The organism is Actinoallomurus acanthiterrae (genome assembly GCF_054775715.1).
Map to the genome: position 1 here is coordinate 10,602,619 of NZ_BAAHCO010000001.1, position 23,537 is coordinate 10,626,155.

A 23,537-nucleotide genomic window follows, 5' to 3' on the forward strand; every position below is an offset into this window, starting at 1 on the left:
CCCTGCCCTGCCCTGCCCTGCCCTTCGAGCATGAGGAGAGCTTTCGTGACCACGCCACCCCTCCCAGGGGACCGAGCCCGGCCCGGGCGGCTCGCGTCCCTCGGGGCGTTCGTCGGCGTCACCGTCATCTGCCTGGTCATCGGCTGGCACGTGGGGATCAAGGTCGCCTTCCTGCGCGGCGACCCGTTCACCCCGACGTATACGATCGCCGTCAGCGGCTACGTGCTGAGCCGGTTCCTGCTGGCGGCCTTCTACCGGCCGCCGCGCGACGCGGGGATCACGCCCACGGTCGCGATCATCGTGCCCGCCTTCAACGAGGGCGAGGCCGTCGCCCGCACGATCGACTCTTGCATGGCGCTGGACTACCCGCGGGACCGGCTCGAGCTGGTCGTCGTCAACGACGGGTCGAGCGACGACACCTGGGACCACATGGTGCGGGCGGCCGCCCGCCATCCCCTGGGGTCGGTCCAGTGCGTCGACCTGGGGAGCAACCAGGGCAAACGCGCCGCGATGGCGGCCGGCATCCGCGCGACGTCGGCGGAGATCCTGGTCTTCGTCGACTCCGACTCGATGCCTGCCCCGGGCGCGGTGCGCAAGCTCGTCCAGGGGTTCGCCGACCCGAAGGTCGGCGCCATCTCCGGACTCACGTACGCGCGCAACGCCGACACCAACACGCTGACGCGCATGCAGGCCGCGCGTTACTACGTCTCGTTCCAGCTACTCAAGAGCGCCGAGTCCGTCCTGGGCGCGGTGACCTGCTGCTCCGGCTGCTTCGCGGCCTACCGCCGCGCGGCCGTCGAACCCCTGCTGGACGCCTGGGAACACCAGCGGTTCCTCGGCACGGAGTGCACCTACGGCGACGACCGGGCGCTGACCAACCGCGTCATCAAGACCGGCTGGGTGACGAGGTACGACTCACGGGCGGAGGCGTGGACCGACGTCCCGGACGCCTACCGGAAGTTCTTCCGGCAGCAGCTGCGCTGGAAGAAGTCCTGGAGCCGGGAAGGGCCGCTGCTACTGGCGCACATCTGGCGCAGCCGGACCCGCGCGCTGCCGTCCGTCCTGGTGCAGACGTGCGCCGGGCTGCTCAGCCCCATCGTCATCTTCCTCACCGTCGCCCGGGCCGTCGTGGAAGGGCATTCGCCGCTGATCTATTTCCTCGGTCTCTATCTCGTCTCGATGGCGTACGCGTTCGTGTACCGCATGCTGAGAAAGGACGGCCTATGGCTGTACGCCTTTCTCGGAACGTTCTTCTACATCACCTTCTCGCCGCAGTTGTTGTGGGCGATCGCCCGCATTCGCGACGGGAAATGGGGCACCCGTTCGGTGGACCGGCGCCGGCCGCCGTACCCGCGGATCAAGCCGACCCCGCGGACGGTGCAGGATGGCTGAGGCGGTACGCCCGGCGGCCGGTCGCGGGGCCGTCGGGCGGCTGACCACCTTCGTGAACAGCGCGGTCTTCACCGCCGCCCTCGCCCTCGTGCTCGTCGTGTGGGTCGCGGCGAGCCGCCCGTTCGACCCGCCGCAGCAGACCCCGGCCCCCGTACGGCTGAACGCGGCCACCGCGCGGGCCGCCGCCGCTCTGCCCGGGTACCCGGGGTCGGTGGTCGTGCTGACGTACCACGCGGTGTCCGACGACGACCACGCCGGCAGCACGCTCACCCGGCGGCTGTTCGGCGAGCACCTGGCCGCCCTGGCCGCGGCGGGGTACCGCACGGTCCGGCTCGCCGACGTGGAGCGGCTCATCGCGCACCAGCCGGTCACGCTGCCGCCGAGGGCGCTGCTCCTGACGTTCGACGACGGGACGCTGACCGACTGGACGACGGTCGACCCGATGCTGAAGCGGTACCACTTCACCGCGGTCGCCTTCCTGACCACGTCGAAGATGGTCGCCGCCGGCACCCCGTCGTACTACCTGTCGACCCGGCAACTGCAGGCGCTGCGCGCGACGGGCCGCTGGGAGTTCGGCTCGCACACGCACGCGCTGCACGAGCAGGTCCCGGTGCCGGGCGACCTCGCGTCGTCGCTCGGCAACCGGATCCTCGTGCACGGGCGGCTGGAGTCCCCGGCCGCCTGGCGGTCCCGCGTCCGCGGCGACCTCGCCAAGAGCCAGGCGTTCTTCCGTCACGTCTTCGGGCGGCCCGCGAGCGCGTTCTCCTACCCGTTCGGCGACACCGGCAGTACCGGGAACTCCCCGGCGCTCGCCCGGGAGCTGCCTGGCCTGCTGCAGACCGCCGGGTTCGGCGCCGCCTTCATCGGCGAGAACGTCCCCACCGAGCATGTCAACGCGGTCAGCGCGCGGTCGCCCCGCTGGACGCTGGACCGCATCGGTGTCCGGGCGACGACGTCGGTGTCCGACCTGCTGGAGATGGTCCGGGGCGCGGTGCCGGTCGCGCCGCCCCACGACCTGGCGCCGTTGCGCTGGATGGGCGACCTCGCCACCTGCTCCCACCGGCCCGGGACACTCGCCGTGCGCAGCGACGGCTACGGGACCTGCATGCTCGGCGACGTCAACACCAGCCAGTGGGTGGACTACACGCTGCGCACGCGCCTCACCGGCGTGGACCGCCACGCGGCCGCCGTGATCGCCGTACGGGACGGGGCGGGCGCGGGCCACCGCGGCCGGGTCGAGGTCCTCATCGGGGAGGGCTCGGTCGTGGTCCGCCAGCAGATCGGCGACGCGGCCCGCGTCGTGCTCGCCAAGGCCGCCCTCCCGCCCGGCGGCGCCGGCCGGACCGTGCGGATCCAGGTCCGCCGCGACACCGCCGACGTGACCGTCGACGGGCGCCGCCTGCGCGTGAGGTTCGACCCGCGGCTCCACGAAGGCGGGGTCAAGTTCGCCATCGCCGCCGAGGGCGGCCACCGGACCGTCGTCTACTCCACTCCGACCCTCACCCCGCAACCCTAGGAAGAAGGACCGATGCCCCCCACACCACCTCCGCCGACGACGCGCCTCGCGGCGCTGTTCGTCCTGCTGTGCGCGGCACTCGCCGTGCCCGGCGCCACGACCGCCCACGCCGCGGCGACGACCGTCGTCACCCTCGGCTTCGACGACGGCGTCAAGGACCAGTTCACCAACGCGCGGCCGATCCTCCAGGCCCACGCCATGCACGGTGTCTTCTACATCAACAGCGGCCAGACCAACCTGACCAACTACATGAGTCAGTCCGACATCGCGGCGCTCGCCTCGGACGGGAACGAGATCGGCGGCCACACCGTCGACCACGCCGACCTGACGACCCTGTCCTCCGACGACGCCAAGCGAGAGATCTGCAACGACCGGGTGACCCTGCTGAACTGGGGCTTCGCGGTCAAGAACTTCGCCTACCCGTACGGCGCGACGAACGCCGCCGTCGAGCAGATCGCGCACGACTGCGGATACAACAGCGCCCGGACCGTCGGCGGCGTCGTGTCGCCGGGCTCCTGCGACGGCTGCGGGTACGCCGAGACGATCCCGCCCGCCGACGCGTACAACACGCAGACCCCCGACTCGATCAAGTCCGACACGAGCCTGGCGACCATCAAGGGCTACGTCACCAACGCGGAGAACCACGGCGGCGGCTGGGTCCAGCTCGTCTTCCACCACGTCTGCGACGCCTGCACGGACACCTACTCGGTGAGCCCGAGCACGCTGTCGGACTTCCTCGACTGGCTCGCCCCGCGCAGGTTGCTGCACGGCACGACGGTGAAGACCGTCGACCAGGTGATCGGCGGCGCCCAGCAGCCGCCCGTGAACGGCCCGCCGCTGAACCCGCCGACCCACGGCAACCTCGTCCAGAACCCGTCGCTCGAGTCGGCCACGGGCGGACTGCCGGCCTGCTTCCAGTACGGCGGGTACGGCACGAACACCTACACCTGGACCCGGACCACCGACGCGCACACCGGCTCGTACGCCCAGCAGCTCGACGTCACGGCCTGGACCAGCGGCGACCGAAAACTCGTCACCAAGCAGGACGCGAACACCTGCGCGCCGGTCGCCACGCCGGGCCACGTCTACGACGCGTCGGTCTGGTACAAGGGCACCTGGCCGGCCGACACGCAGGTCAAGCTGACGCTGTACTACCGGACCACCGCCGGCACGTGGGCGTACTGGACGAGCGGCCCCGCCCTGCCCGCGACGAGCGCCTGGACGAAGACCCCCGCCTACACCAGCCCGGCCGTACCCGCCGGCGCCACCGGCCTGAGCATCGGCCTCTCGCTCGCGGGCACCGGCACCGTCTACACCGACGACTACGACATCACGGACCCGGCGAACCCATGAGTCTCACAAAAAGGACACTCGCGGAGCTCGGGGTGGGGGTCGGGCTGCTGGCCCTCACCGCGGGTCTCGCCGTCGACGTGCTGTCCCCGCCGCGCAGGGCGGGCGCCGAGAAGGCCCGTACGGTCGTCACCAACGCGATGCTGCAGGCGGGGCAGACCGACAACCGCTGCACGCGAGGACGGGTCGCGTTGACCTTCGACGACGGGCCCGACATCTACACGCCGCAGGTGCTGAAGATCCTGCGCGCCTACCGGGTCCGGGCGACGTTCTTCGTCATGGGCCAGAAGGCCACCGCCCGGCCGGACCTCATCCGGGCCGAGGTCGCGGGCGGGCACCTCGTGGAGAACCACAGCTGGAACCACCCGCACCTGGCCGACCTCGACCAAGCGCAGATCGACTGGCAGCTGGCCGCGACCCAGCGGGCGATCACCGCGGCGGGCGCGCCCGCCCCGACGCTGATCCGGCCGCCGTTCGGCAACACCAGCGCCACCGTGGACGGGGAGGCGAAGCTGCTGGGCCTGCGCGTCATCCGCTGGTCGATCGACACCGACGACTGGCGCGGCCGCGAGCCCGGCGACATCGCCGCGTCCGTCCTCGACCAGGCGGTGCCCGGCTCCGTCGTCCTGATGCACGACGGGGTACGGCAGTCCGCCGCCACTGTCCAGGCGCTGCCCACGGTGATCCAAGGGCTCCGCGAACGCGGGTTCTGCACCGCCCTCGCCACCGACTGACCAGGAAGGACGCGCCGATGGACCGGCACGACGGGCGTACGGGAGACGCCCTCCGAGTAGATCGACAAGACGGGTCCGACGCCGTCCGCGTGGACCGGCACGACGGGTCCGACGTGGTCCGCGCGGATCGCCATGACAGGTCCGACGTGGTCCGCGCGGATCGGCACGACAGGTCCGACGTGGTCCGCGACGACGGGTGTGCGGAAGACGCCGTTCGTGTGGATCGAGGGGGGCGCGGGAGAGACGCGCGCGGCGGGGGCCGCCGGGTGGTGCTCATCGGCGTCGCGGTGGCGGTCGTCGCGGCGGCCACGTCGGCGGTCCTGATGCGGCCGCGTCCGGCGCTGTTCGCGCCCCGGCTGTCCGGGCCGGACCGCTTGGTGACCAACGAGTTCGCGCACTGGAACCCGCGCACGCCCGGCACCCATGTCTCCCGGGACTGGGACGTCACGAGCGGGTCGCTGTTCGTCCACCGGGGCGTCGCGTGGACGGGCGTTCCGGACGCCACCGTGCCGGACGCGGGCTCGTCCCGGAGCACCGGGTCGAGCGTGTTCCGGATGACCACGCGCCGACGCGACTTCGGCGACGTGGCGGTCTCCCTGCGCCTGCGGAACCTGGGGCTGACCGGCGCCGGGCGCGCTGCGGCGTCGGAGATCGACGGCGTGCACGTCTTCCTGCGCTGGCAGAGCCCCGAGAAGCTCTACGTCGTCTCGCTGAACCGCCGGGACGGCCTCATCGTGGTCAAGAAGAAACTGCCGGGCGGCGAGGCCAACGGCGGCACGTACGTCACCCTCGGCCAGGTCCCCTCCGCCGTCCCGTACGGCCGGTGGCAGGCGTTCCGGGTCCGGATCGCGACGTCCGGCGGCGGACTCGTGACCATCACCGTCGCGCGGGACGGCCGGGACGTGCTGTCCGCCACCGACGACGGCGGCGAGGGCGCGGCGATCCTGGCCCCCGGCGCGGTCGGGCTGCGCGGCGACAACTGCGACTTCGAGTTCACCGGCTTCCGCGTCACGCGGGCGTGACCGCTCCGGGGCCGGGATGCCGCATCGGTCCCGGGATGCCGCTCCGGGGCCGGCATGCCACGCCGGCCCCGGCGCCCGCGTCAGGCCTCGCCGCCGGGCTGTCGGCGATCGATGCCACAATCCCCCGGTATGGCGAGGAGAACACTGCGACTGCTGGCCGATCGGATGGTCGGGCTGGGCATGCTGACGGAGGAGAAGGCCGCCGCGGTGCTGGCCGGGATCGCCGAGTGGCGGGCGGACCACCTTGACGAGGATCTGGCCGAGCGCGACGTGTTCGGCTGGCTGCCCGAGTTCGGCGTCGCCGTCTCGGTGCACGGCGAGGACGTCGACTTCGTGGAGAGCTACTACGGGTATCTGCTGGAGAAAGAGGTGACGGCGTGCACCGGTGGCGCGGTGGTCGTCACCGACGTCGTGCTGGTGCGCGACGAGGACGACGAGGACAGCGCCGAGTACCTGCACTTCCTGCGCAACGGCGAGTCGGTCTGGTGGCACGTCGAGCACCAGTCCGACGACTACGTGGACCAGGCGGCGGTGGCAGAGCAGATCAGCGATCTGGACCCGGGCGGTGATGATCCGCGCGTGTTCTACGAACTGCTCCGGGAGAAGCGGGAGTCCTGTCAGGACGACGTGTTCGTCCTCGCCTCGCCGGAACAGGCCAGGGCGCTTCGGGACGAGTTCGGCCTGGACTTCCATGGCCTGGACGTCCACGGGCTGGACGCGGACCGGCCGCCATGTGGAGAGCCGCCGACAGCGGAGCCGGGCACCGCCGAGTGGTACATGCAGGACGCCAGCCGGTCCATGACCGAACCGGCCAAGGTCTTCCTCGACGGCTGGCTGTCCGGCATGGCCGACGCGCTCGACGATTGGCGTGCCCGGTTCCTGCCGGAGGATTTTCCCTCTGACTTCTCGCTCGACTCCCTGGACGCGCTGGAACGGCAGGTCCTCCACCGGTTCGCCGACTGGAACGCGGCCCAATCGGCCGCCGGCGACCCGTTCGTCGTGGGGGCGGTCCGCTACCTGGGCGAGACGCTGATCCGGCAGGCGCCGGGTCACTGGGGTTACCAGGACACAGCGGACTCGCTGTACGGCCGCGTTCCGCTGATCCGGTCCAACACGCCAGCCGCCTTCCGGGCGATCGTGGTCCCGTTTCACCAGCTCAGCCGCCTTGCCGAGGATCGCCGGTTCGGCATCCTCCGCGAGTCGGCCGAAGATCTCCAGGACGCGGCCGACGAATACGCGACGGCGCTGCGGACGCTCGACGCGATCCGCCGGTCGGAGTGACCCCGCAGCGGAGCGCTCAGGCCGCGCCGGGGCGGAGCCGGACGCCGTACCGGTCGCAACCTCGGCGTTATGGGAGCGGGCGGATCAGGCGTGACGCCCACTGAGCCGGTGCAGCGGGAGGCGTACACCGTAACCGGTCGCACCCTGGGGTGGCCCCGGCGTTATGGGAGCGGGCGGATCAGGCGTGACGCCCACTGAGCCAGCGCAGCAGGAGGCGTACGCCGTAACCGGTCGCGCCGCGGGTGACCTCGGCGTCGTCGGAGCCGGCGCGGGCGGGCCCGGCGACGTCGAGGTGCGCCCACGCCCGCCGCCCGGTGAACTCCCGCAGGAACAGCGCCGCGACGATCGAACCCGCGCGGAAGCCGCCCCGGCCGATGTTCGCGACGTCGGCGACGTCGGAGTCGATGGCCTCGCGGTACTCGTCGGTCAGCGGCATGCGCCACAGCGGCTCGCCGCTCTCCGTGCCCGCGCCGAGCAGCTCGGCGGCGAGGGCGTCCTCGGTCGCGTACAGCGCGCCGTGCCGCGTGCCCAGCGCGATCTTGGCCGCGCCGGTGAGCGTGGCGATGTCCACGAGCGCGTCGGGGGCGAGCTCGGCGTCGGCGTAGGCGAGGGCGTCGGCCAAGACCAAGCGGCCCTCCGCGTCGGTGTTGAGCACCTCGGAGGTGGTGCCGCCGTAGTGCCGGATGACGTCGCTGGGACGCATGGCGGACCCGGACGGGAGGTTCTCCGCCGCCGCGACCAGGCCGGTGACCCGGACCGGGACGCGCAGGGCCCGCAGCGCGGTCATGGCCCCGATGACGGCCGCGCCGCCCGCCATGTCGGTCTTCATGGCCTTCATGCTCTCGTTCGGCTTCAGCGACAGGCCGCCGGAGTCGAACGTGATGCCCTTGCCGACGAGTACGACGTGCCGCGCGGAGGCGTCCGGCGCGTCCGGCTCGTAGGTCAGCTCGATCAGGCGGGGCGGGCGGGCCGACCCGGCGCCGACCGCGACGATCCCGCCGAAGCCCCCGGCGCGCAGCTCCCGCTCGTCGCGGATCCGTACGGTCAGGCCGGACTCGGCGGCGAGCCGCTCGGCCTGCTCGGCCAGCCACTGCGGGGTCTTCTCCAGGGACGGCGTGTTGGCCAGGTCGCGGGCGATCGCCACGGCACCCGCCACCGTGGAGCCGCGCTCGACGGCGGCCTCGGCGTCGAACACGGTGTCACGCTCGACGGCGACTCCGGTCTCGGTGAGCAGGGTGATCTTCTCGGCGGCCGGCTTCTTCGGCGGGCCGCCGACGCGGAAGTCGTACGAGGCCAGCAGCAGTCCCTCGGCGAACGCCGCGAGCCCCTCGTCGCCGGCGCCGGACGACACGGCCGCGGCGACGTGCGCGCAGCCCCGCCCGCGCCGCGCGATGGCGGCGCCCGCCCGGCGAAGCGCCACCGGGGAGCCGTCCCCGACGCCGTACAGCAGCAGGTCGGTGATGCCGTCACCCAGCCGCAGCGGAGCGCGGACGATCTCCCCGGGACCGCCCTTCGCCTCCTCATGGGCGAGCAGGTCGGCCGCGCCGAGCGCGAACAGGCCGGCCAGCTCCTCCGCGTAGGCCGGGTCGATCTCCGGACCGGCCTGCACGGGCACGGCGACGACCTCGGCGGTCGTCGCGAAGTCCCGGATCGTGCCGTCGACGCTCTGCAGTTGGGTGTTGACCGGCAAGGTCTCTCCTGTAGGGGTTCGGTACGGACAGCGAAGCCCCGGCGCGCATCCGCCGGGGCCTTCGCGAAACCTCTATATGAACAGGGTCGGACGTCGTCCTAGCCGACGACGTTCTTCAGCGCGTCCCCGAGCTCGCCTGCCTCGTCCGCCGACAGTTCGACAACGAGCCGCCCGCCGCCTTCGAGCGGGACACGCATGACGATTCCGCGCCCCTCCTTGGTAACTTCGAGCGGACCATCGCCTGTCCGCGGCTTCATCGCCGCCATGCGTGCATCCCCTTCCTGCCTAGGGCCGCGCGGGGCCGCCGGGCTTCTTTGGCCGCTGACCCGTCTGCCGCTTCAAGTCAACTGGTGGTGGTCCATTATCCCGTTTTCCGGGCGCTAAGTGGTAACGATCAGCTTCGAGATCATGCTGAGACCTGCCGAGGGGCCGCCTCCACGACCGACGGCGGCCCCGATCCGGGGGCCGCCGGACCCGGATCCCGGGGCCGGTAGGTCGTCCGAATCCGGAGGCCGGTGGATCCGGATGCGGAGGCCGGTGGGTCGGGTCCGAAGGCCTGTGTGCCCGGATGCGCAGGCCGGAGGGTCGGGTCCGAAGGCCCGTGGATCCGGATACGCAGGCCGGAGGGCCAGGTCCAAAGACCCGTGGATCCGGATGCGCAGGCCGAAGCGCCAGGTCCAAAGACCCGTGGGCCCGGATGCGCAGGCCGAAGGGCCAGGTCCAAAGGTCGGTGGGCTCGATTTCCGCGAGCTGCGGCGCGGCTCTTGCCTGGTGCCTCCGGCGTCGTCGATCGTTGCCTGGAGGATTCGGACGACGTTGCGCCCCGGTGCCGGGCGCGGGCAAAGGAGCCTGAACGTGGCGGAGAGCGTGCGGTACGACCTGGTGGACGGCGTTGCGACGATCGGCCTGAACCGCCCGGACGCGATGAACTCCCTGACCGCCGAGACCAAGACGGCGTTGCGGGCGGCGGTGGAGCGGGCGCGGGACGACTCGGCCGCGCGGGCGGTGATCCTGACCGGTAGCGGCCGGGCGTTCAGCGCCGGGCAGGACCTGCGCGAGCACGCCGCCAACCTGGAGGCGGGCCGCGGTCTGGACGGCACCATCCAGGACCACTACAACCCGATCGTGCTGGCGATCACCCAGATGCCCAAGCCGGTGATCGCCGCGGTCAACGGCGTCGCGGCGGGTGCGGGGCTCTCCCTGGCCCTGGCCTGCGACTTCCGGATCGCGTCGGAGAAGGCGTCCTTCGCGACGGCGTTCACCAGGATCGGGCTGGCCCCCGACAGCGGCCTGTCGTGGACGCTGCAGCGGCTGGTGGGCCGGGCCCGGGCGACCGAGCTCCTGATGCTCGCCGAGCCGGTACGGGCGGCCGAAGCCCTCGAGCTCGGCCTGGTGACCCGCGTCGTACCCGCCGACCGGCTCGAGGCGGAGGCGCGGGAGCTCGCGGAACGGCTGGCCGCCGGGCCCACGGCCGCGTACGGCGCGGTGAAGACCGCCCTCGACCACGCGGCCACCGCCGACCTGGCGGACGCGCTCGCCAAGGAGGCGGAGCTTCAGGACGCCTGCGCCGCGACCGCCGACCACGCGAACGCCACCAAGGCCTTCCTCAAGAAGGAACAGCCCGTCTTCGAAGGCCACTGACCTGTCCGGTTTGACTCTCCAGCCGCTGGAAGCCGCATGGTCGTCGCATGAGTGAGGAGCTCTTCACCATCGGGAGCCTCGCTCGGCGTACCGGCGTGCCGGTGCGCACGATCCGCTTCTGGTCCGACGCGGGGGTGCTGACGCCCGCCGGCCGCTCGGCCGGCGGGTACCGGCTGTACGACGCGACGGCCGTCGCCCGGCTCGACCTGGTCCGCACCCTGCGGGAGCTGGGCTTCGGGCTGGACGCGATCCAGGCCGTGCTCCGCCGCCAGACCACCCTCGCCGAGATCGCGGACGTGCACGCCCGGGCGCTGGACGCGGAGATCCGCACCCTCCGGCTCCGCCGCGCCGTGCTGCGCGCGGTGGCGGCCCGGGGGACCACGGCCGAGGAGATGACACTGATGCACAGACTGGCCCGCCTGTCCGCGCGGGAACGGCAGGAACTCATCGACGCGTTCGTCGACCACGTCACCGAGGGCATCGACACGGACGCCCCGGCCATGGGCATCGCCCGCAGCATGCGGGAGCTGCCCGCCGAGCTGCCGGAGGACCCGGCGCCGGAGCAGGTGGACGCCTGGGTGGAGCTGGCGGAGCTCGTCCAGGACGAGGACTTCCGCCAGCGGGTCCGTGGCATGGCGGTCGCGGGAGGTGGCGCGGACGAGCTGGAGTACGGCCCCGACTACCACCGGGTCGCCGAGCACGCCGGCCGGGCCCTGACGGACGGAGTCGCCCCCGGCTCGGCGGCCGGACGGGCCGTCCTCGACCGGATCGTCGCCCCGGAGACGCCGCCCGCCCACCGCGCCCGGATCCTCGAACAGCTGGAGACGTTCACCGACGCGCGGGTGGAGCGGTACTGGCAGCTGCTGGCGATCGTCCAGGGCCGCACCCCGCAGCCCGCTGCGGTCCCGGCGTTCGAGTGGCTGATCGAGGCCCTCCGCACCCACGGCTGACGAGCGGGCCGGGGGTGCGTGAAGGCGATCTCCGGATCGGCCGAGTACGGGACGAACGTCACCGGCCGAAAGGAAGCCATGACCGCACCCCTTGTGTGAAGGAGCCGCTCTACCAGGTGCCTTCGGAACCCATGTCGACTTCCTCGTGCTTCTTGAGGTGCTGCTTGTGCACGGCGATGCCCGTGACTCGGTAAAGGTCGTCACCGATCATCATCAGAACAGTGTTGCCGGAGATGGCCGGTCCCACCGACGGGGCGTCGGTACGGACGCGGCCCAGGGCCACGTCACGGGTGATCTTCAAGGTGGCGAGGGAGTACCACACCAGCCGGATTTTGCCTGCGCTGGATGCCAGTGCCACGATCTGCATGCTGTCCGGGGCGATGACGGCACCGCCGAGCAGCGCGCCGCCGGAGGCCGATTCGATGGGTTTGATGGTGCCGGTGGCGGGATCGAGTATGCGCAGGCCGTCAGAGGTCTCGTCGGTGAAGGCGAGGTGCCGGCCATCTGGTGCCCAGATCAGGTCGTCGGCCACGGTTCCCTGTGGCAGATCGATCCGCCGCTGGTCGCCGCTGGCAGGATCGATGATCGTGATGCGCGCACGGATCCGGGAATCGTCGGTGAGAGTCGACCCGTCGTTCGTGTGGGTCGCCTTGGCTCCGGTAGCGGTGACGTAGGCCAGTTTGGTGCCGCCGTTGGTGACGGCGAGCAGGTGTGGCCCTTCTCCCCGCAGGCCGTGCAGTGTGGCCTGCGGTAGTTCGGACAGCTGTTCCGGGGTACCGTTCGCGCGCAGACGCAGCCGGTAGAAGTGGACGAGGGAGCGCTTGGGTTCGACGGTGGTGAGGAAGAAGGTCCGGTTGTCGCCGGTGCCGGCGGCGTCCCAGAATCCCGTCGTACCGCGTGGCGTGGGAACCTGGCCTATCTGTTTTCCCGTGGCCGCGTCGTTGACCGATACCGGCGCTCCACCTGGCCATGCGCCGACGAGAACGTACTTGGCGCCAGCGTACGCCGCCAGTGTCATGCGCGGGGCGGCGGGCGTCTGCCCCGACGGCCGGATCGTGATCAACGTGATGGCCGCGACCGCCGCGGCCACGGCGACGACTCCGGCCGGAACGGCCCAGCGTCGTCGCGACCGGACCGGTGTGGTGAGCGGCCGTACGCCGCTGGGAGTGACAGTGGCGGCGGCATCACTGAGCGCGTCGCGCAGCAGGTCATCGGGCATCGTGTTCACTTTTCCTCCTGGAATCGGCTGCGTAGCGCGGTCAGACCGCGGGAGAGGGTCGACTTGGCGGTTCCGGGACTGACGCCCATCGATGCGGCGATCTCGGCCTGTGACAAGTCGAGGTAGTAGCGCAGAATGATCGCCTCGCGTTGCCGGGGCGCGAGCCGGGCGAGAGCACGAAGCACACGTCGGCGATCTTCGGCGATCAGTACGTCGGTCTCCGCCGACCAGATGGGTTCCGGCACCTCGACGAACCGGCGCATCAGTGCCCGGCGGCGCAGCAAAGCCCGGCAGGCGTTCAGTACCGCGGCGCGGGCATAGGCAGGGAGATCTTTGGGAGGATCTGATGATTTTCGATGGCGGTGCTGCAGACGCGCGTAGACGTCCTGGACGACGTCCTCCGCACTGGACCGATCACCCAAGAGCAGGAGCGCCAGCCGGACAAGCGGCAGGTGGTGGGCGCGAAACAGTTCCGCGACATCGTTCGCGGAGGCGTCTGCCCCAAGCCTGCCATCGGATTCGGATTCGGATTCGGATTCGGCCAAGGCTTTCTTGAACGTCACGCCAATAAGATCGGCGAACCGCCAAAAGGTTGCTTCCGATCCCGCCCTGAGTCACGGCGTAACTCGGCCTGTCGGTGATGGTCGCGCAGTCCGGATCGGAGCCCGAACGCTTCGCGATCCTGTACGACCGGCACTTCGCCGAGATCCACCGCTACGTCGCCGGACGCCTCGGCTGGGAGGTCGCCGAGGACCTCGCCGCCGGCACCTTCCTGATCGCCTTCCGCGAGAGGGCGTCCTTCGACCCGGAGCGCGGCGCCGTACGGCCCTCGCTGTACGGCATCGCGACACACCTGCCTGGCCGGTCCGGTCGAGGGCGACACCGCCCAGCTGCGGGCGGCCGTCGGCACGGTCCTGTTCGAGCCTGCGGGAACGGTGACGGCGAAGGTCCGCGCGGCCTGCCACCGGATCCTCGCCGACCTGCCGGGCGTATGGTCCCTCGGCGCGGCGACCGACGCCGCGCCCTCACCGGCCGATCGGCACTGACCCCGCCCCGGCCGGACGCCGGAGCCCGGTGGGCGGTGCGCGCCACCGCCCACCGGGTCGTCCGTGTCGCCCCCCGGCCGGTCAGCCGCGGTAGAGGTCGAATTCGGCGACCGAGGCGTAGGTGTTGTTCGGGCCGTGCTCGCTCAGCACCCGGAACCGTACGTAGCGGCCGGTGACCGGTTTGAACGGGACGGTGGTCTCCAGCTGGGTGTCGGGCAGCGTGCCCTTGGCCACCGGCGCGCCCCAGTGCTGCCCGTCGGCGCTCACGTACAGCTCGTACGAGGCGGCGCGGCCGTTGATGCCGCCGTCCTGTCGCGGCATGTACCGGAAGGCGCCGAGGCGCTGGGCGGCCCCGGTGTCGATGGTGATCTCCTGCGGGAGCTTGGCCGACCAGTCGCTGTGCCAGATCGTGTACGGGTCGTTGTCGAAGGCGTTCGCGGCGGCGCCGTTCTCGTGCGCGGTCTCCTGGCTGGAGGCGGACACCAGCTTCCAGTCCTTCTGGGACAGGCCCGTCCGGTCGCCGGGGAGGCCGACCTGGTCGTACCGGTCGAGGAAGGCCTTGAAGTCGCCGTCGCGGGGGGCGCCCCACGTGCGGTCGGCGAGCGCGGCGATCGGGCGGCGGGCGAAGAAGTCGAACCAGTCCGGCGGGTTCTGCTCGGCCTTGTCCGACCAGCGGGAGATCTTGTAGCCGTGGATGCCGGGCGCGGCGACGAAGTCGTACTCGCCGTAGATGTGGCGGGGGTCGGCGTAGCCGTAGCCGCCGGGCGAGGTGGAGAAGCCGGGCGAGACGTACAGGTGGCCGTCCTGGGAGCCGATCACCTGGTAGCCGGCCTGCGCGCGGGCGACCGGGCTGCTCAGCCACTCGTTGACCTGGATGTCCTTGTTCGCCTCGACGCCGTGGGCCTGGTTGTAGTCCCACCACTGCCACATCTGGGTGGTCTTGCCATGCGCGCGGACCTGGGCGTCCAGTTCGTTGGCGAAGGCGGTGAAGACGTCGCCGGGCGCGGCGTAGCCCTTGGCCTTCTGGTACGCGACGAGCTCGGGGCAGGCGTTCTTGGCCGGGTCGAGCGGGATCTCGTCGCCGCCGATGTGGAAGTACGGCCCGTCGAAGATCGGGATGATGTCGTCGAGGAGTTCGTGGAGGAACGTCCGGGTGTGCTCCTTGGTCACGTCGAGGGTCCAGCCGCCCGCGTCGTGCCCCTCCCAGGAGGAGTTCGGCTTGGACAGCGAGTCGCAGGTGAAGGCCAGGCTCGGGTCGTACTTGCTGATCGCCACCGAGTGGGCGGGCAGGTCGATCTCCGGGACGATCGTCACGTCGTAGCGGCGAGCGTAGTCCTGCAGGTCGCGCAGCTCAGCCCGGGTGTAGTGCTCCTTGGCCGCCAGCCCGGGGAACCTCTTGCTCTCGATGCGGAAGCCGTTCCAGTCCGACAGGTGAAGGTGGAACAGGTTCAGCTTGTACCAGGCCATCCGCTGGATCTGCTGCTTGAGGTAGGAGACCGGGAAGTACTTGCGGCCGACGTCGAGCATCTGCCCGCGTTCGGGGAGGTTCGGCCAGTCGCGGGCGTCGCCCCGGGGGATGGATCCGGCCTTCAGCGCCTGCAGGATCGTACGGGTGCCGTAGAACACGCCGGTCTCGGTGCGGGCGCGCACGGCCGCCGTGTCGCCGACGCGCAGCGCGTACCCCTGGTCGCCGAGCTGCGCGTCGGCGGAGCCGAGCGACAGGACGACGTCGCCGGCGCGGGACCGGCCGCTCGTGACCGCCGCGCGCACGCCCGCCTCGGCGCGCAGTTCGCTCGCGAACCGGGTCGCGAGAGCGCGCAGCCGGGACTGCCCGACGACGATCCGGCTGCCCTGGCGCGGCCGCCAGGTCCCGGTCGCACCGTGCCACTCACGCAGGCCCGGCACGACGACGGGGGCGGGATTCGCCGCGCCGCTCGGCGCCGCGATGGCGGGATTCGCGGCGGCGCTCGGCGCTCCCGCCGCCGGTACGACGGGCACCAGCACCCCGGCGAGGATGACTCCGGTCAGTGTTCCAACGAGCCGGCGCACGGCATCGCCTCCACGACGTGTGAGCCACTCACCCCCGGAGTTGCTCTAATGTGATCGATTCCCCGGCATAGTAAGCAGCTTTGCGCAGAAATTCCAGATCACCGGGGACACGAGCGAGTCCGGCACGCCGTCCGTACGGGTAGTCACCTGGCCGGAAAAGCTCTCGGCGATCCTGGCCGGTTCCGGCATCCCGCCCGGTCGGAAGGCGTTAGCGTCGGGTGCGTGACGCAACGTGAATGGCTGTCGGCCGAGGACTGGTACGCCTCTCTTCCGTCCGTGTACGTCGCGGCGGGCGGCCTCATCACCGACCCGGCCGGGCGGGCCCTGCTCGTCAAGCCGAACTACCGTCCGTACTGGGGCTTCCCCGGCGGCGTCGTCGAGGCCGACGAGGCACCGCACCGAGGGTGCGAGCGGGAGGTGCTCGAGGAGGTCGGGCTGAGCGTCGCGGCGGGGCGCCTGCTCGTCTCCGACTGGGTCCGGGCCGACGGCGAGCGTCCGCGCCCGAGCGTGTACTTCCTGTTCGACTGCGGCCGGTACGAGGGGGACCCGCCGATCCGGCTCCAGGAGAAGGAGCTCGACGACTACGCGTTCGTGACGGCCGACGAGGGCGTCGGCATGCTCGCCACCGCCTTCGCGAGCCGCCTCACCGCCGCGCTCCACGCCCTCCGGACCGGCGAGACCCAGTACCTTCCGATGACCCGGCCCTCCGACGCGGAGGTCGCGCCGTAGCCGTGCGCGTTCCGGGAGCGCACGGAGCGCTCCTTGGCCGCACGGCGCCGGCGCGGAGAGCACTCGTCAGCCCTGCGCCCTCCCGCAGCGTGTGCCGTCGGCGCGGAGAACGCTCCCTGGCCGTACGGCCTCCGGTCATCGGTCGACGGTGAGCTCGAACAGCCGGTGCAGCAGGACGTGCAGCGCGGCCTGCTCGTCGTCGGTCAGCCCGTCGAGCATGTCCCGTTCGATGCTCTCGCCCGTGCTGCGCAGGCCGTTGATCACGGTCCGGCCCTCCGCGGTCAGCGCGATGGTGTGACGACGCCGGTCGGCGGGGTCCCGGGTCCGCTCGATCAGCCCTTGGCGCTCCAGGAAGTCGACCACCGAGACGGCGTTCCGGGGATCGACGCCGATCAGCTCGGCGAGGCGTTGCTGGTGGGTGGTCTTGAGGTTGTCGAGGGTCATGAGGGCGCCGTAGTGATGCGGCGTCATCCCGTGCTCGGCGAGCATGCGCGCCCATCGCCGCCGTGACTCGGCACCGAGCCGCGCCAGCAGATAGCCGGTGCCGGCCCGGAGCTCGGACGGCGGGGCTGGAACGCCCTTTTCGGATTTTCCTCCTTTATCCGCCATGCAGGCGATCATACGCTTGCAGGACATTCAACATGATGGTCGTATTTTATGAGCAATTTTCGGATTAGCGACGAAGCTGTCCGATGACGGGGGACGTCGCCGCAGCGTCCGGCTCGGCGGCCTGGAGAGGTCATAAGCGGACGGACCCGCGACAAGGACGTCCTTCGGGCGTTACCGTCAGCACTGACGATCACCCGAGATCGATCACAACGGAAGAACGCGGAGCGGACGATGGCCCCACCTCCCCCGGCGCTACCCGTCGCAGCCCGGCCCGCCGCCGACCGGCATCTCGGCCCCGGTCTGCTGCTCGTCCTCCCGGCCGCCGTGCTCACGCTCGTCTCGCTGGTCGTCCCGACCGGTCAGACCATCGTGCGCAGCTTCCAGGACTCGCGGTTCCTCAGCTCCTCCCATCGGTTCGTGGGCCTGGACAACTACGGCAACGTGCTGAAGGAAGGCGACTTCTGGCGGGCGCTGGGCTTCTCGGTCGCGATCGCCGTCGTCCCGATCGTCGTGGCGGTGCTGGTCGCCCCGGCGCTCGCCGCCGCCCTCGACCGGGCCGGCACCTGGCCCCGCCGCGTCGGCCGCGTGCTGATGTCGCTGCCGCTCGTGGTCTTCTCCCCCGTGGCGGTCGCGGTCGCCTGGCACATGGGCCAGGCGACCGGCAAGGGCGGCATCGCCACGATCTTCGGCCGGATCGACACCCCCGACGAGGCGGCGACCGTCATCCCGTTCGTCACGGCGGCGGCGCTGTTCGGCGCGGTGTGCGGTCTGGCGCTGCTCGTCTTCCTGCCCGTCCTGCGCGGCCGCGCCGAGGGCCGGCGGATCACCCCGGCGATGCTCGCGGTGGGGGCGATCGTCGTGCTGGCCGCCGCCGCGACGAGCCTGCAGGCGTTCACGTTCTCCGGGGTGATGGGCGACTCGAGGAAGTCGGAGACGCTCACCGGCCTGCAGTACACCGCGGCGCTCCGCATGGCGAATTTCGGCCTCGGGTCGGCCATCGCCACCATCACCGGCCTGATCCTCGCGGTCCTGGGGGTGGGAGCCACCCTCATCGCGATCAGGACCGGCCTGGGGATCAAGCTCGCCCCGGCCCCACGGCGCGGGGCGCCGGAGCCGGGACCGCGCCCGGACGCCGCCCGCTCGGTGATCGCGATCCTGGCCGTGGTCGTGGTCCTCGTCATCACGGTCCTCGGCCTGTGGCCCTGGCTCTCCGCGCTGTTCTCCAGCGGGCACGGGCACGGCTCCTCGCCCGCGCCGTCCACCGCCAAGATCTACCTGAACACCTGGGTCCCGCCGCTGCTGAACGCCCTCGTCTCCGTCTTCGTGGCGTTCCTCGCGGCGCTTGGAATCGGCGGCCTGCGCCCGCTCGGCCGCCGCAGCGAGCTGCTGCTCCTGCCGTTCGCGCCGTGGCTGTTCGTCGGCATCGGCCCGCTCAGCGTCTCCGGCTACGAGAACGAGCGGAGCCTGAAACTGCTCGACAAGTTCACGGCGCTGTTCTCGCCGATCTGGGTGAGCGTCCCGGCACTCCTCATCCTGACGCTCTTCTGCCGGCGCCACGCGGCCCGCTGGCGGGCACAGCGCGCCACCGGTGCCCCGGCCGCGCCGTCGTTCTTCGCGACGGTCGTCGTCCCGGCGCTGCCCCTGGCCGGCCTGCTCGCCGGGGCGATCACGCTGATCGGCGCGCAGGGCGTGCTCTGGCCGAGCCTGGTGGGCGTCGGCGCCGGGCAACCGGACCGCGCCGGTCGAGCTGTTGGTCCGCGTGAACGAGACCTTCAGCGCCAACGCCCAGGTCGGGCTGACGACGCCCATCGTCGCGGTGATCCTGATGTTCATCGCACTGGCGGCGCTGCAGATCCTCTACCTGGACCGGCTCGTCATCACCACGGGCCCGGACGAAGAGGCCGCAGGCATGCCGGGAATCGCCCCGCAGCCGGGCTGGCCCGCCCCGATTCCCGTTCCCGCCGCCCGGGCCTGCCGCCGCCCACCGGCCCGCCGGTCTCGTACGCTCCCCCGCCCGGCTACGCCCCTCCCGCGGGCTACGGCCCACCGTCACCGTACGGCCCGCCCCCGGGGTACGCCCCTCCGCCGGGCTACGGCCCACCGCCCGGGTACGGCCCGCCGCCGCCCCAGACCCCGGCCTCTCCCGACACGACTTCGGCCGATCCGAAGCCGGAGCCGGCGCCCGGCTCAGAACCGGGCTCAGAGTCGGCGCCCGGCTCTGAGCCCGGCTCCACGGACGAACGGAAGCCCGACCACGGCGACGAGGAGGCGTCCTCTCCCCCGGACGAGAAAGATCCTCGTTCCGAGGAGACCTCCGCCGACGACCCGCCACACGCCACGGACGGCTGAGGCCCTCGCCCGCCGCCGAGGGTTCTGACTCACATTTCGTGGCGGTCGCGGTAACGGTCGCCCAGGCCCCGGGCAAGGCTGCATGCGTTCCCGAAGGCCTTTGCTCTGCTTACGCCGAGTAGGCGGTGGACCGTGCCAGATGTGTACTCAACGTAAGCAGAGCAAAGGGCCGTGGGAGGCGGGGCGGTGAGCGGACGGGTTCGCCTGGTCCGGAGCCGTTCACTCACGAAAATCGAGCCAGAACCCGCCGAGGCTCCCGAGGCCGACCGTCGGCGCGACCCGGCTGGGGAATGGGCTCGGCGATCTCACGCCGCTGCCGCTCGGCCTCAGTGTCGTCCTGGGCCGGGGTCGCCGGGTCCAACGACGTGAGGCCGATACCGGCGCAAAGCGGGACGACGGCTCACCGGCGGCGAAACCGCTGGTCCGGCCGACACTGCGGCTCGGTGCCGGTTTGACCGGGCGTCGGTCGACCGATCACCATGACGGCGTGAGCCAACCGTCTCCTGAGCGGGCCCCCTCCCGTAAGCGCCGGGACGCGGCACCGAGCATCAGGGACGTCGCGGCGGCGGCCGGCGTCTCCTATCAGACGGTGTCCCGCGTCCTCAACGACTCGCCGAGGGTACGGGCGGCGACCAGGCATCAGGTGATGGACGCGATCGAACGGCTGGGTTTTCGGCCCAACCGCGCGGCCCGCGCGCTCGGGCTGGGGCGGGCTCGCGCCGTCACGGTCGTCACCTCGAACACGACGCTGTACGGCTACGCCGCCACGCTTCAGGGCATCGAGGAGGCCGCCCGTGAGGAGGGTCTCGCCGTCGGCGTCCAGGTGATCGAGTCCGCCCGCTCCGGCGACATCCGGCAGGCCGTCGAGCATGTCAGCGACCCGAGCGTGGGCGGCGTCGTGGTGATCGCCTTCGACGCCGAGGGGATGGAGCTGCTGCGTCAGCTCCCCGGCGACGTCCCGGCGGTCGCGGCGGTCGAGCCGGGTGCTCTCGCCGAGGCCGGGCGTACGACGATCTGCCTGGACGAGCAGCAGGCGTCCGCCGACGCGACCCGGCACCTGCTGTCGCTCGGGCACCGTACGGTGCACCATGTGGCGATCCCCTCCGAAGCCGGGACGCGAGGACGCGAGGCGGGGTGGCGGCGCGCCCTGCTGGAGGCGGGGGCTCCGGTCCCGGAGATCGTGGCCGCCGGGTGGGACGCCCGATCGGCGTACGAGGCGGGGTGTGCGCTGGCCGCCGATGACGCGGTGACGGCGATCCTGTGCGGCAACGACGACACGGCGATGGCCGTACGCCGTGCGCTGTACGACGCGGGCCGGGACGTTCCCGGCGACGTCAGCCTCGTCGGGTTCGACGACGTTCCCGGCTCGGCGTACTGGATTCCGGCGCTGACCACCATCCGCATGGACTTCGCGGGCTGGGGGCGGGCCTGCCTCGCCGCCCTGGCGGCCGAGCTCGACGGCCGGCCGCGCCCGGAGATCGCGCTGGCCGCCCCGGAGCTGGTCGTCCGGGAGTCGACCGCCCCGCCTCGGACGGCGCGCTAGACATCCGCTCGTAACAAGACGGTAACGGGGCCTTCCCTTTCCAAATGTGACCGGTCACACTCATCCGCATGTGACCGGTCACACAGCCGATCGAAGTTCCCTGATCGGCCGGTGACCGGCCCTGATGACCTTGAAAAAGCGGCCGACCGGCGTCTCCATGGCGGGCACACCGCCGAGCGCCGACGGCACCCGGCAGCGACCGGGTCCCGGTCTTCCCGGCGACCCCGCGAAGACAGGCCCGATCCCCTTGTCCTCCCGTCCGCATGAGAAGGAGCAGCAGTTGAGCGCGTTCGACGACGGAACGAGCATCACGTGGGGGCACTCGGCGTTGTCCCTCGTCGTGGACGTCACCCCGGGCCGGCCGGTGAGCGTGCGCACGATGACGCCCGGCCACGCCGGCCCTCCCCCGGGTCACACGAGTCAGCCGCTGGTGGAGATCCTCACCGCCGGTACGGGACGGGACGCCATATCGCAGCGGTTCTCCGAGACCACGATCGGCCGCCGCCTGGAATTCGCCGGCAGTGAGCGGTCCTGGGACGGCAGGTGGCATCTGCTGCGTATCGAGTTGCGAGACGAGCCGACGGGCCTGCGGGTCGAGGTGACGCTCCGGTCGGCCGACGGCGTGAGCGCCGTACGGAGTCAGGTCCGCGTGACCAACCACGGCGACCGGCCGGTCCTTCTGCTGGGCGTGTCGTCGTTCTCCGCCGGATTCCTCGGCCATCCGGTCGATCGGCTGGACCTCGTACGCGGGTCCAGCGAATGGATCGGCGAGGGCCGATGGAGCCGCCGCCCCTTCCGCGAGATCGCGGTCGACCTCGACCTGCCGTTCCACGGGCAGCACGGCCGCGGGCGGTTCGCGGCCATCAGCACGGGCGCCTGGTCGACCGGCCGGAACCTGCCGACCGGCGGCCTGGTCGACCGGGAGGGCGGCGACGCGTGGCTCTGGCAGATCGAGCACAACGGCGCGTGGCGCTGGGAGACCGGTGAGCGCCTCGACGGCGCGTACGTCGCGCTGCTCGGCCCGACCGATCTCGACCACCAGTGGCAGCACGACCTCGAGCCCGGCGGATCCTTCACCACCGTTCCGGTGTCGGTCGCCGTCTCCGGCGAAGGTCTGCACGGCGCCGCCGCCGCGCTGACGGCTCACCGGCGCGCCCTCGTACGGCCGCACCCCGACCGCGACGCTCTCCGGGTCGTGTTCAACGACTACATGAACACCCTGATGGGCGACCCGACCACCGCGAAACTGCTTCCGTTGATCGACGCGGCGGCCGGCGTCGGCGCCGAGGTGTTCTGCGTCGACGCCGGCTGGTACGGCGACGGCAACTGGTGGGACAGCGTCGGCGCGTGGGAGCCGTCCCAGGCACGGTTCCCACGCGGGATCGAAGAGGTCCTCGCCCACATCCGGCGGCGGGGGATGGTGCCCGGGCTGTGGCTGGAACCCGAAGTGATCGGGGTCCGCAGCCCGATCGCCGACAAGCTGCCCGAGGAGGCGTTCCTGCAGCGCGGCGGCGTACGGGTGGTCGAGCACGGCCGCTACCACTTGGACCTGCGGCACCCCCGCGCCGTCGCGCACCTGGACGAGACGATCAACCGGCTGGTCGAGCAGCTCGGCGTCGGCTACTTCAAACTCGACTACAACATCGACCCCGGGGTCGGCACCGACCTGGACGCCGACAGCGCCGGAGCGGGCCTCCTGGCCCACAACCGCGCCCACCTGGCCTGGCTGGATGGTGTCCTGGACCGGCATCCGGAGCTCATCCTGGAGAATTGCGCGTCCGGGGCGATGCGCATGGACTACGCGATGTTGTCGCGGATGCAGCTCCAGTCCACCAGTGACCAGCAGGACTTCCTGCGCTACCCGCCGATCGCCGCGGCGGCGCCGATGTCGCTGTTGCCCGAGCAGGCCGGCAACTGGGCGTACCCGCAGCCGGAGATGAGCGACGAGCAGATCGCCTTCACCCTGTGCACCGGCCTCCTCGGCCGCCTCTACCTGTCCGGCCGCCTCGACCGGATGACGGACCGGCAGCTGGCCTCCGTACGGGACGCCGTCGCCGTCCACCGCGACATCCGGGCCGAACTGGCGGCGGCCACGCCGCTGTGGCCGCTGGGCCTGCCCGGCTGGTCGGATCCCTGGCTCAGCCTCGCGCTGCGCCACGGCGACACGACGTACGTCACCGTCTGGTACCGGGGCGGGACCACCGACGGCACGGCGCTGTCCCTGCCGCACCTGGCGGGCGCCGAGGTGGAGATCGACACGCTCTTCCCCCGCCGTCTCCCCTCCTTCGGCCAGCACTTCGATCCGCGGACCGGCCGCTTGTCCATCCAGGCACCCGACACCGAAACGGTCGCCGCACGCCTCCTCCGCATCCGCTCTACCAGCAAAAACGGCATCTGAACCGCTAGATTGACCGCTC

General features: G+C 71.7%; 18 protein-coding genes. 12 read left to right on the forward strand and 6 right to left on the reverse strand.

The window, feature by feature from the left end; genetic code table 11:
• The first annotated feature begins 45 nt into the window (after positions 1–45).
• From ACYVF7_RS49995 to ACYVF7_RS50020, 6 genes are all read left to right on the forward strand, one after another.
• Positions 46–1,392 (forward strand): glycosyltransferase family 2 protein, encoded by a 1,347-nt coding sequence (locus ACYVF7_RS49995; protein ID WP_460353755.1) that lies wholly within the window; start codon positions 46–48, stop codon positions 1,390–1,392.
• Entirely contained in the window at positions 1,385–2,908 is a 1,524-nt protein-coding gene (locus ACYVF7_RS50000; RefSeq protein WP_460353758.1) for a polysaccharide deacetylase family protein, read from the forward strand. Before ACYVF7_RS49995 ends, ACYVF7_RS50000 begins: the two co-directional genes overlap by 8 nt.
• A 12-nt stretch (positions 2,909–2,920) precedes the next feature.
• The gene (locus ACYVF7_RS50005) at positions 2,921–4,261 is read left to right on the forward strand and encodes a polysaccharide deacetylase family protein (RefSeq protein ID WP_460353761.1); all 1,341 of its coding nucleotides are present in this window, start codon (positions 2,921–2,923) and stop codon (positions 4,259–4,261) included.
• The gene (locus ACYVF7_RS50010) at positions 4,258–4,992 is read left to right on the forward strand and encodes a polysaccharide deacetylase family protein (protein WP_460353762.1); all 735 of its coding nucleotides are present in this window, start codon (positions 4,258–4,260) and stop codon (positions 4,990–4,992) included. Before ACYVF7_RS50005 ends, ACYVF7_RS50010 begins: the two co-directional genes overlap by 4 nt.
• A gap of 266 nt (positions 4,993–5,258) precedes the next feature.
• A complete protein-coding gene (locus ACYVF7_RS50015; protein WP_460353764.1) occupies positions 5,259–6,014 on the forward strand; it encodes a hypothetical protein in 756 nt (251 codons plus the stop codon).
• 129 nt (positions 6,015–6,143) lie between these two features.
• The gene (locus ACYVF7_RS50020) at positions 6,144–7,295 is read left to right on the forward strand and encodes a hypothetical protein (RefSeq protein ID WP_460353765.1); all 1,152 of its coding nucleotides are present in this window, start codon (positions 6,144–6,146) and stop codon (positions 7,293–7,295) included.
• A gap of 178 nt (positions 7,296–7,473) precedes the next feature.
• Here the strand turns inward: ACYVF7_RS50020 and ACYVF7_RS50025 are convergent, their stop codons facing one another.
• Both ACYVF7_RS50025 and ACYVF7_RS50030 read right to left on the reverse strand, forming a co-directional pair.
• A complete protein-coding gene (locus tag ACYVF7_RS50025) occupies positions 7,474–8,985 on the reverse strand; it encodes a leucyl aminopeptidase (protein WP_460353767.1) in 1,512 nt (503 codons plus the stop codon).
• 98 nt (positions 8,986–9,083) lie between these two features.
• Positions 9,084–9,251, reverse strand: a complete 168-nt coding sequence (locus tag ACYVF7_RS50030; protein ID WP_345434604.1) for a DUF3117 domain-containing protein — start codon at positions 9,249–9,251, stop codon at positions 9,084–9,086.
• Between the two features lie 589 nt (positions 9,252–9,840).
• Between ACYVF7_RS50030 and ACYVF7_RS50035 the strand changes: the two genes are divergently transcribed.
• The gene (locus tag ACYVF7_RS50035; RefSeq protein WP_460353770.1) at positions 9,841–10,626 is read left to right on the forward strand and encodes an enoyl-CoA hydratase-related protein; all 786 of its coding nucleotides are present in this window, start codon (positions 9,841–9,843) and stop codon (positions 10,624–10,626) included.
• A 47-nt stretch (positions 10,627–10,673) separates the two neighbouring features.
• Entirely contained in the window at positions 10,674–11,576 is a 903-nt protein-coding gene (locus ACYVF7_RS50040) for a helix-turn-helix domain-containing protein (RefSeq protein WP_460353773.1), read from the forward strand.
• Between the two features lie 109 nt (positions 11,577–11,685).
• Here ACYVF7_RS50040 and ACYVF7_RS50045 read toward each other — a convergent pair whose 3' ends face one another.
• From ACYVF7_RS50045 to ACYVF7_RS50055, 3 genes are all read right to left on the reverse strand, one after another.
• Positions 11,686–12,804 (reverse strand): hypothetical protein, encoded by a 1,119-nt coding sequence (locus ACYVF7_RS50045; protein ID WP_460353776.1) that lies wholly within the window; start codon positions 12,802–12,804, stop codon positions 11,686–11,688.
• A complete protein-coding gene (locus ACYVF7_RS50050) occupies positions 12,801–13,358 on the reverse strand; it encodes an RNA polymerase sigma factor (protein ID WP_460353779.1) in 558 nt (185 codons plus the stop codon). The genes ACYVF7_RS50045 and ACYVF7_RS50050 overlap by 4 nt, the downstream gene beginning before the upstream one ends.
• Positions 13,359–13,922: 564 nt before the next feature.
• Complete coding sequence (locus ACYVF7_RS50055) at positions 13,923–15,890, reverse strand: family 20 glycosylhydrolase (RefSeq protein ID WP_460353782.1); 1,968 nt, start codon at positions 15,888–15,890, stop codon at positions 13,923–13,925.
• Positions 15,891–16,112: 222 nt separating this feature from the next.
• On the opposite strand from ACYVF7_RS50055, the gene ACYVF7_RS50060 reads away from it, so the two are divergent.
• Positions 16,113–16,619 carry an NUDIX domain-containing protein gene (locus ACYVF7_RS50060; RefSeq protein ID WP_460353785.1) on the forward strand — a complete coding sequence of 169 codons (507 nt, stop codon included), beginning with the start codon at positions 16,113–16,115 and terminating at the stop codon, positions 16,617–16,619.
• 135 nt (positions 16,620–16,754) lie between these two features.
• Here the strand turns inward: ACYVF7_RS50060 and ACYVF7_RS50065 are convergent, their stop codons facing one another.
• Complete coding sequence (locus tag ACYVF7_RS50065) at positions 16,755–17,228, reverse strand: MarR family winged helix-turn-helix transcriptional regulator (protein WP_460353787.1); 474 nt, start codon at positions 17,226–17,228, stop codon at positions 16,755–16,757.
• 231 nt (positions 17,229–17,459) lie between these two features.
• On the opposite strand from ACYVF7_RS50065, the gene ACYVF7_RS50070 reads away from it, so the two are divergent.
• The 3 genes from ACYVF7_RS50070 (at position 17,460) to ACYVF7_RS50080 (ending at position 23,518) form a co-directional block, all read left to right on the forward strand.
• Positions 17,460–19,577: a carbohydrate ABC transporter permease gene (locus ACYVF7_RS50070; RefSeq protein WP_460353789.1), complete on the forward strand. Its 2,118-nt coding sequence runs from the start codon at positions 17,460–17,462 to the stop codon at positions 19,575–19,577.
• 487 nt (positions 19,578–20,064) lie between these two features.
• Positions 20,065–21,120, forward strand: coding sequence for a LacI family DNA-binding transcriptional regulator (locus tag ACYVF7_RS50075; RefSeq protein ID WP_460353791.1), 1,056 nt, complete (start codon positions 20,065–20,067; stop codon positions 21,118–21,120).
• 124 nt (positions 21,121–21,244) lie between these two features.
• Complete coding sequence (locus tag ACYVF7_RS50080; protein ID WP_460353792.1) at positions 21,245–23,518, forward strand: glycoside hydrolase family 36 protein; 2,274 nt, start codon at positions 21,245–21,247, stop codon at positions 23,516–23,518.
• Positions 23,519–23,537: the final 19 nt, after the last annotated feature.

Bases quoted from the DNA above. Each gene is read 5' to 3' on its own strand.
- ACYVF7_RS50020 (WP_460353765.1), top strand. From the start codon at position 6,144: ATGGCGAGGAGAACACTGCGACTGCTGGCCGATCGGATGGTCGGGCTG.
- ACYVF7_RS50005 (WP_460353761.1), top strand. From the start codon at position 2,921: ATGCCCCCCACACCACCTCCGCCGACGACGCGCCTCGCGGCGCTGTTC.
- ACYVF7_RS50040 (WP_460353773.1), top strand. From the start codon at position 10,674: ATGAGTGAGGAGCTCTTCACCATCGGGAGCCTCGCTCGGCGTACCGGC.
- ACYVF7_RS50080 (WP_460353792.1), top strand. From the start codon at position 21,245: ATGACCTTGAAAAAGCGGCCGACCGGCGTCTCCATGGCGGGCACACCG.
- ACYVF7_RS50030 (WP_345434604.1), bottom strand. From the start codon at position 9,251: ATGGCGGCGATGAAGCCGCGGACAGGCGATGGTCCGCTCGAAGTTACC.
- ACYVF7_RS50070 (WP_460353789.1), top strand. From the start codon at position 17,460: ATGGCCCCACCTCCCCCGGCGCTACCCGTCGCAGCCCGGCCCGCCGCC.
- ACYVF7_RS50000 (WP_460353758.1), top strand. From the start codon at position 1,385: ATGGCTGAGGCGGTACGCCCGGCGGCCGGTCGCGGGGCCGTCGGGCGG.
- ACYVF7_RS50010 (WP_460353762.1), top strand. From the start codon at position 4,258: ATGAGTCTCACAAAAAGGACACTCGCGGAGCTCGGGGTGGGGGTCGGG.
- ACYVF7_RS50065 (WP_460353787.1), bottom strand. From the start codon at position 17,228: ATGGCGGATAAAGGAGGAAAATCCGAAAAGGGCGTTCCAGCCCCGCCG.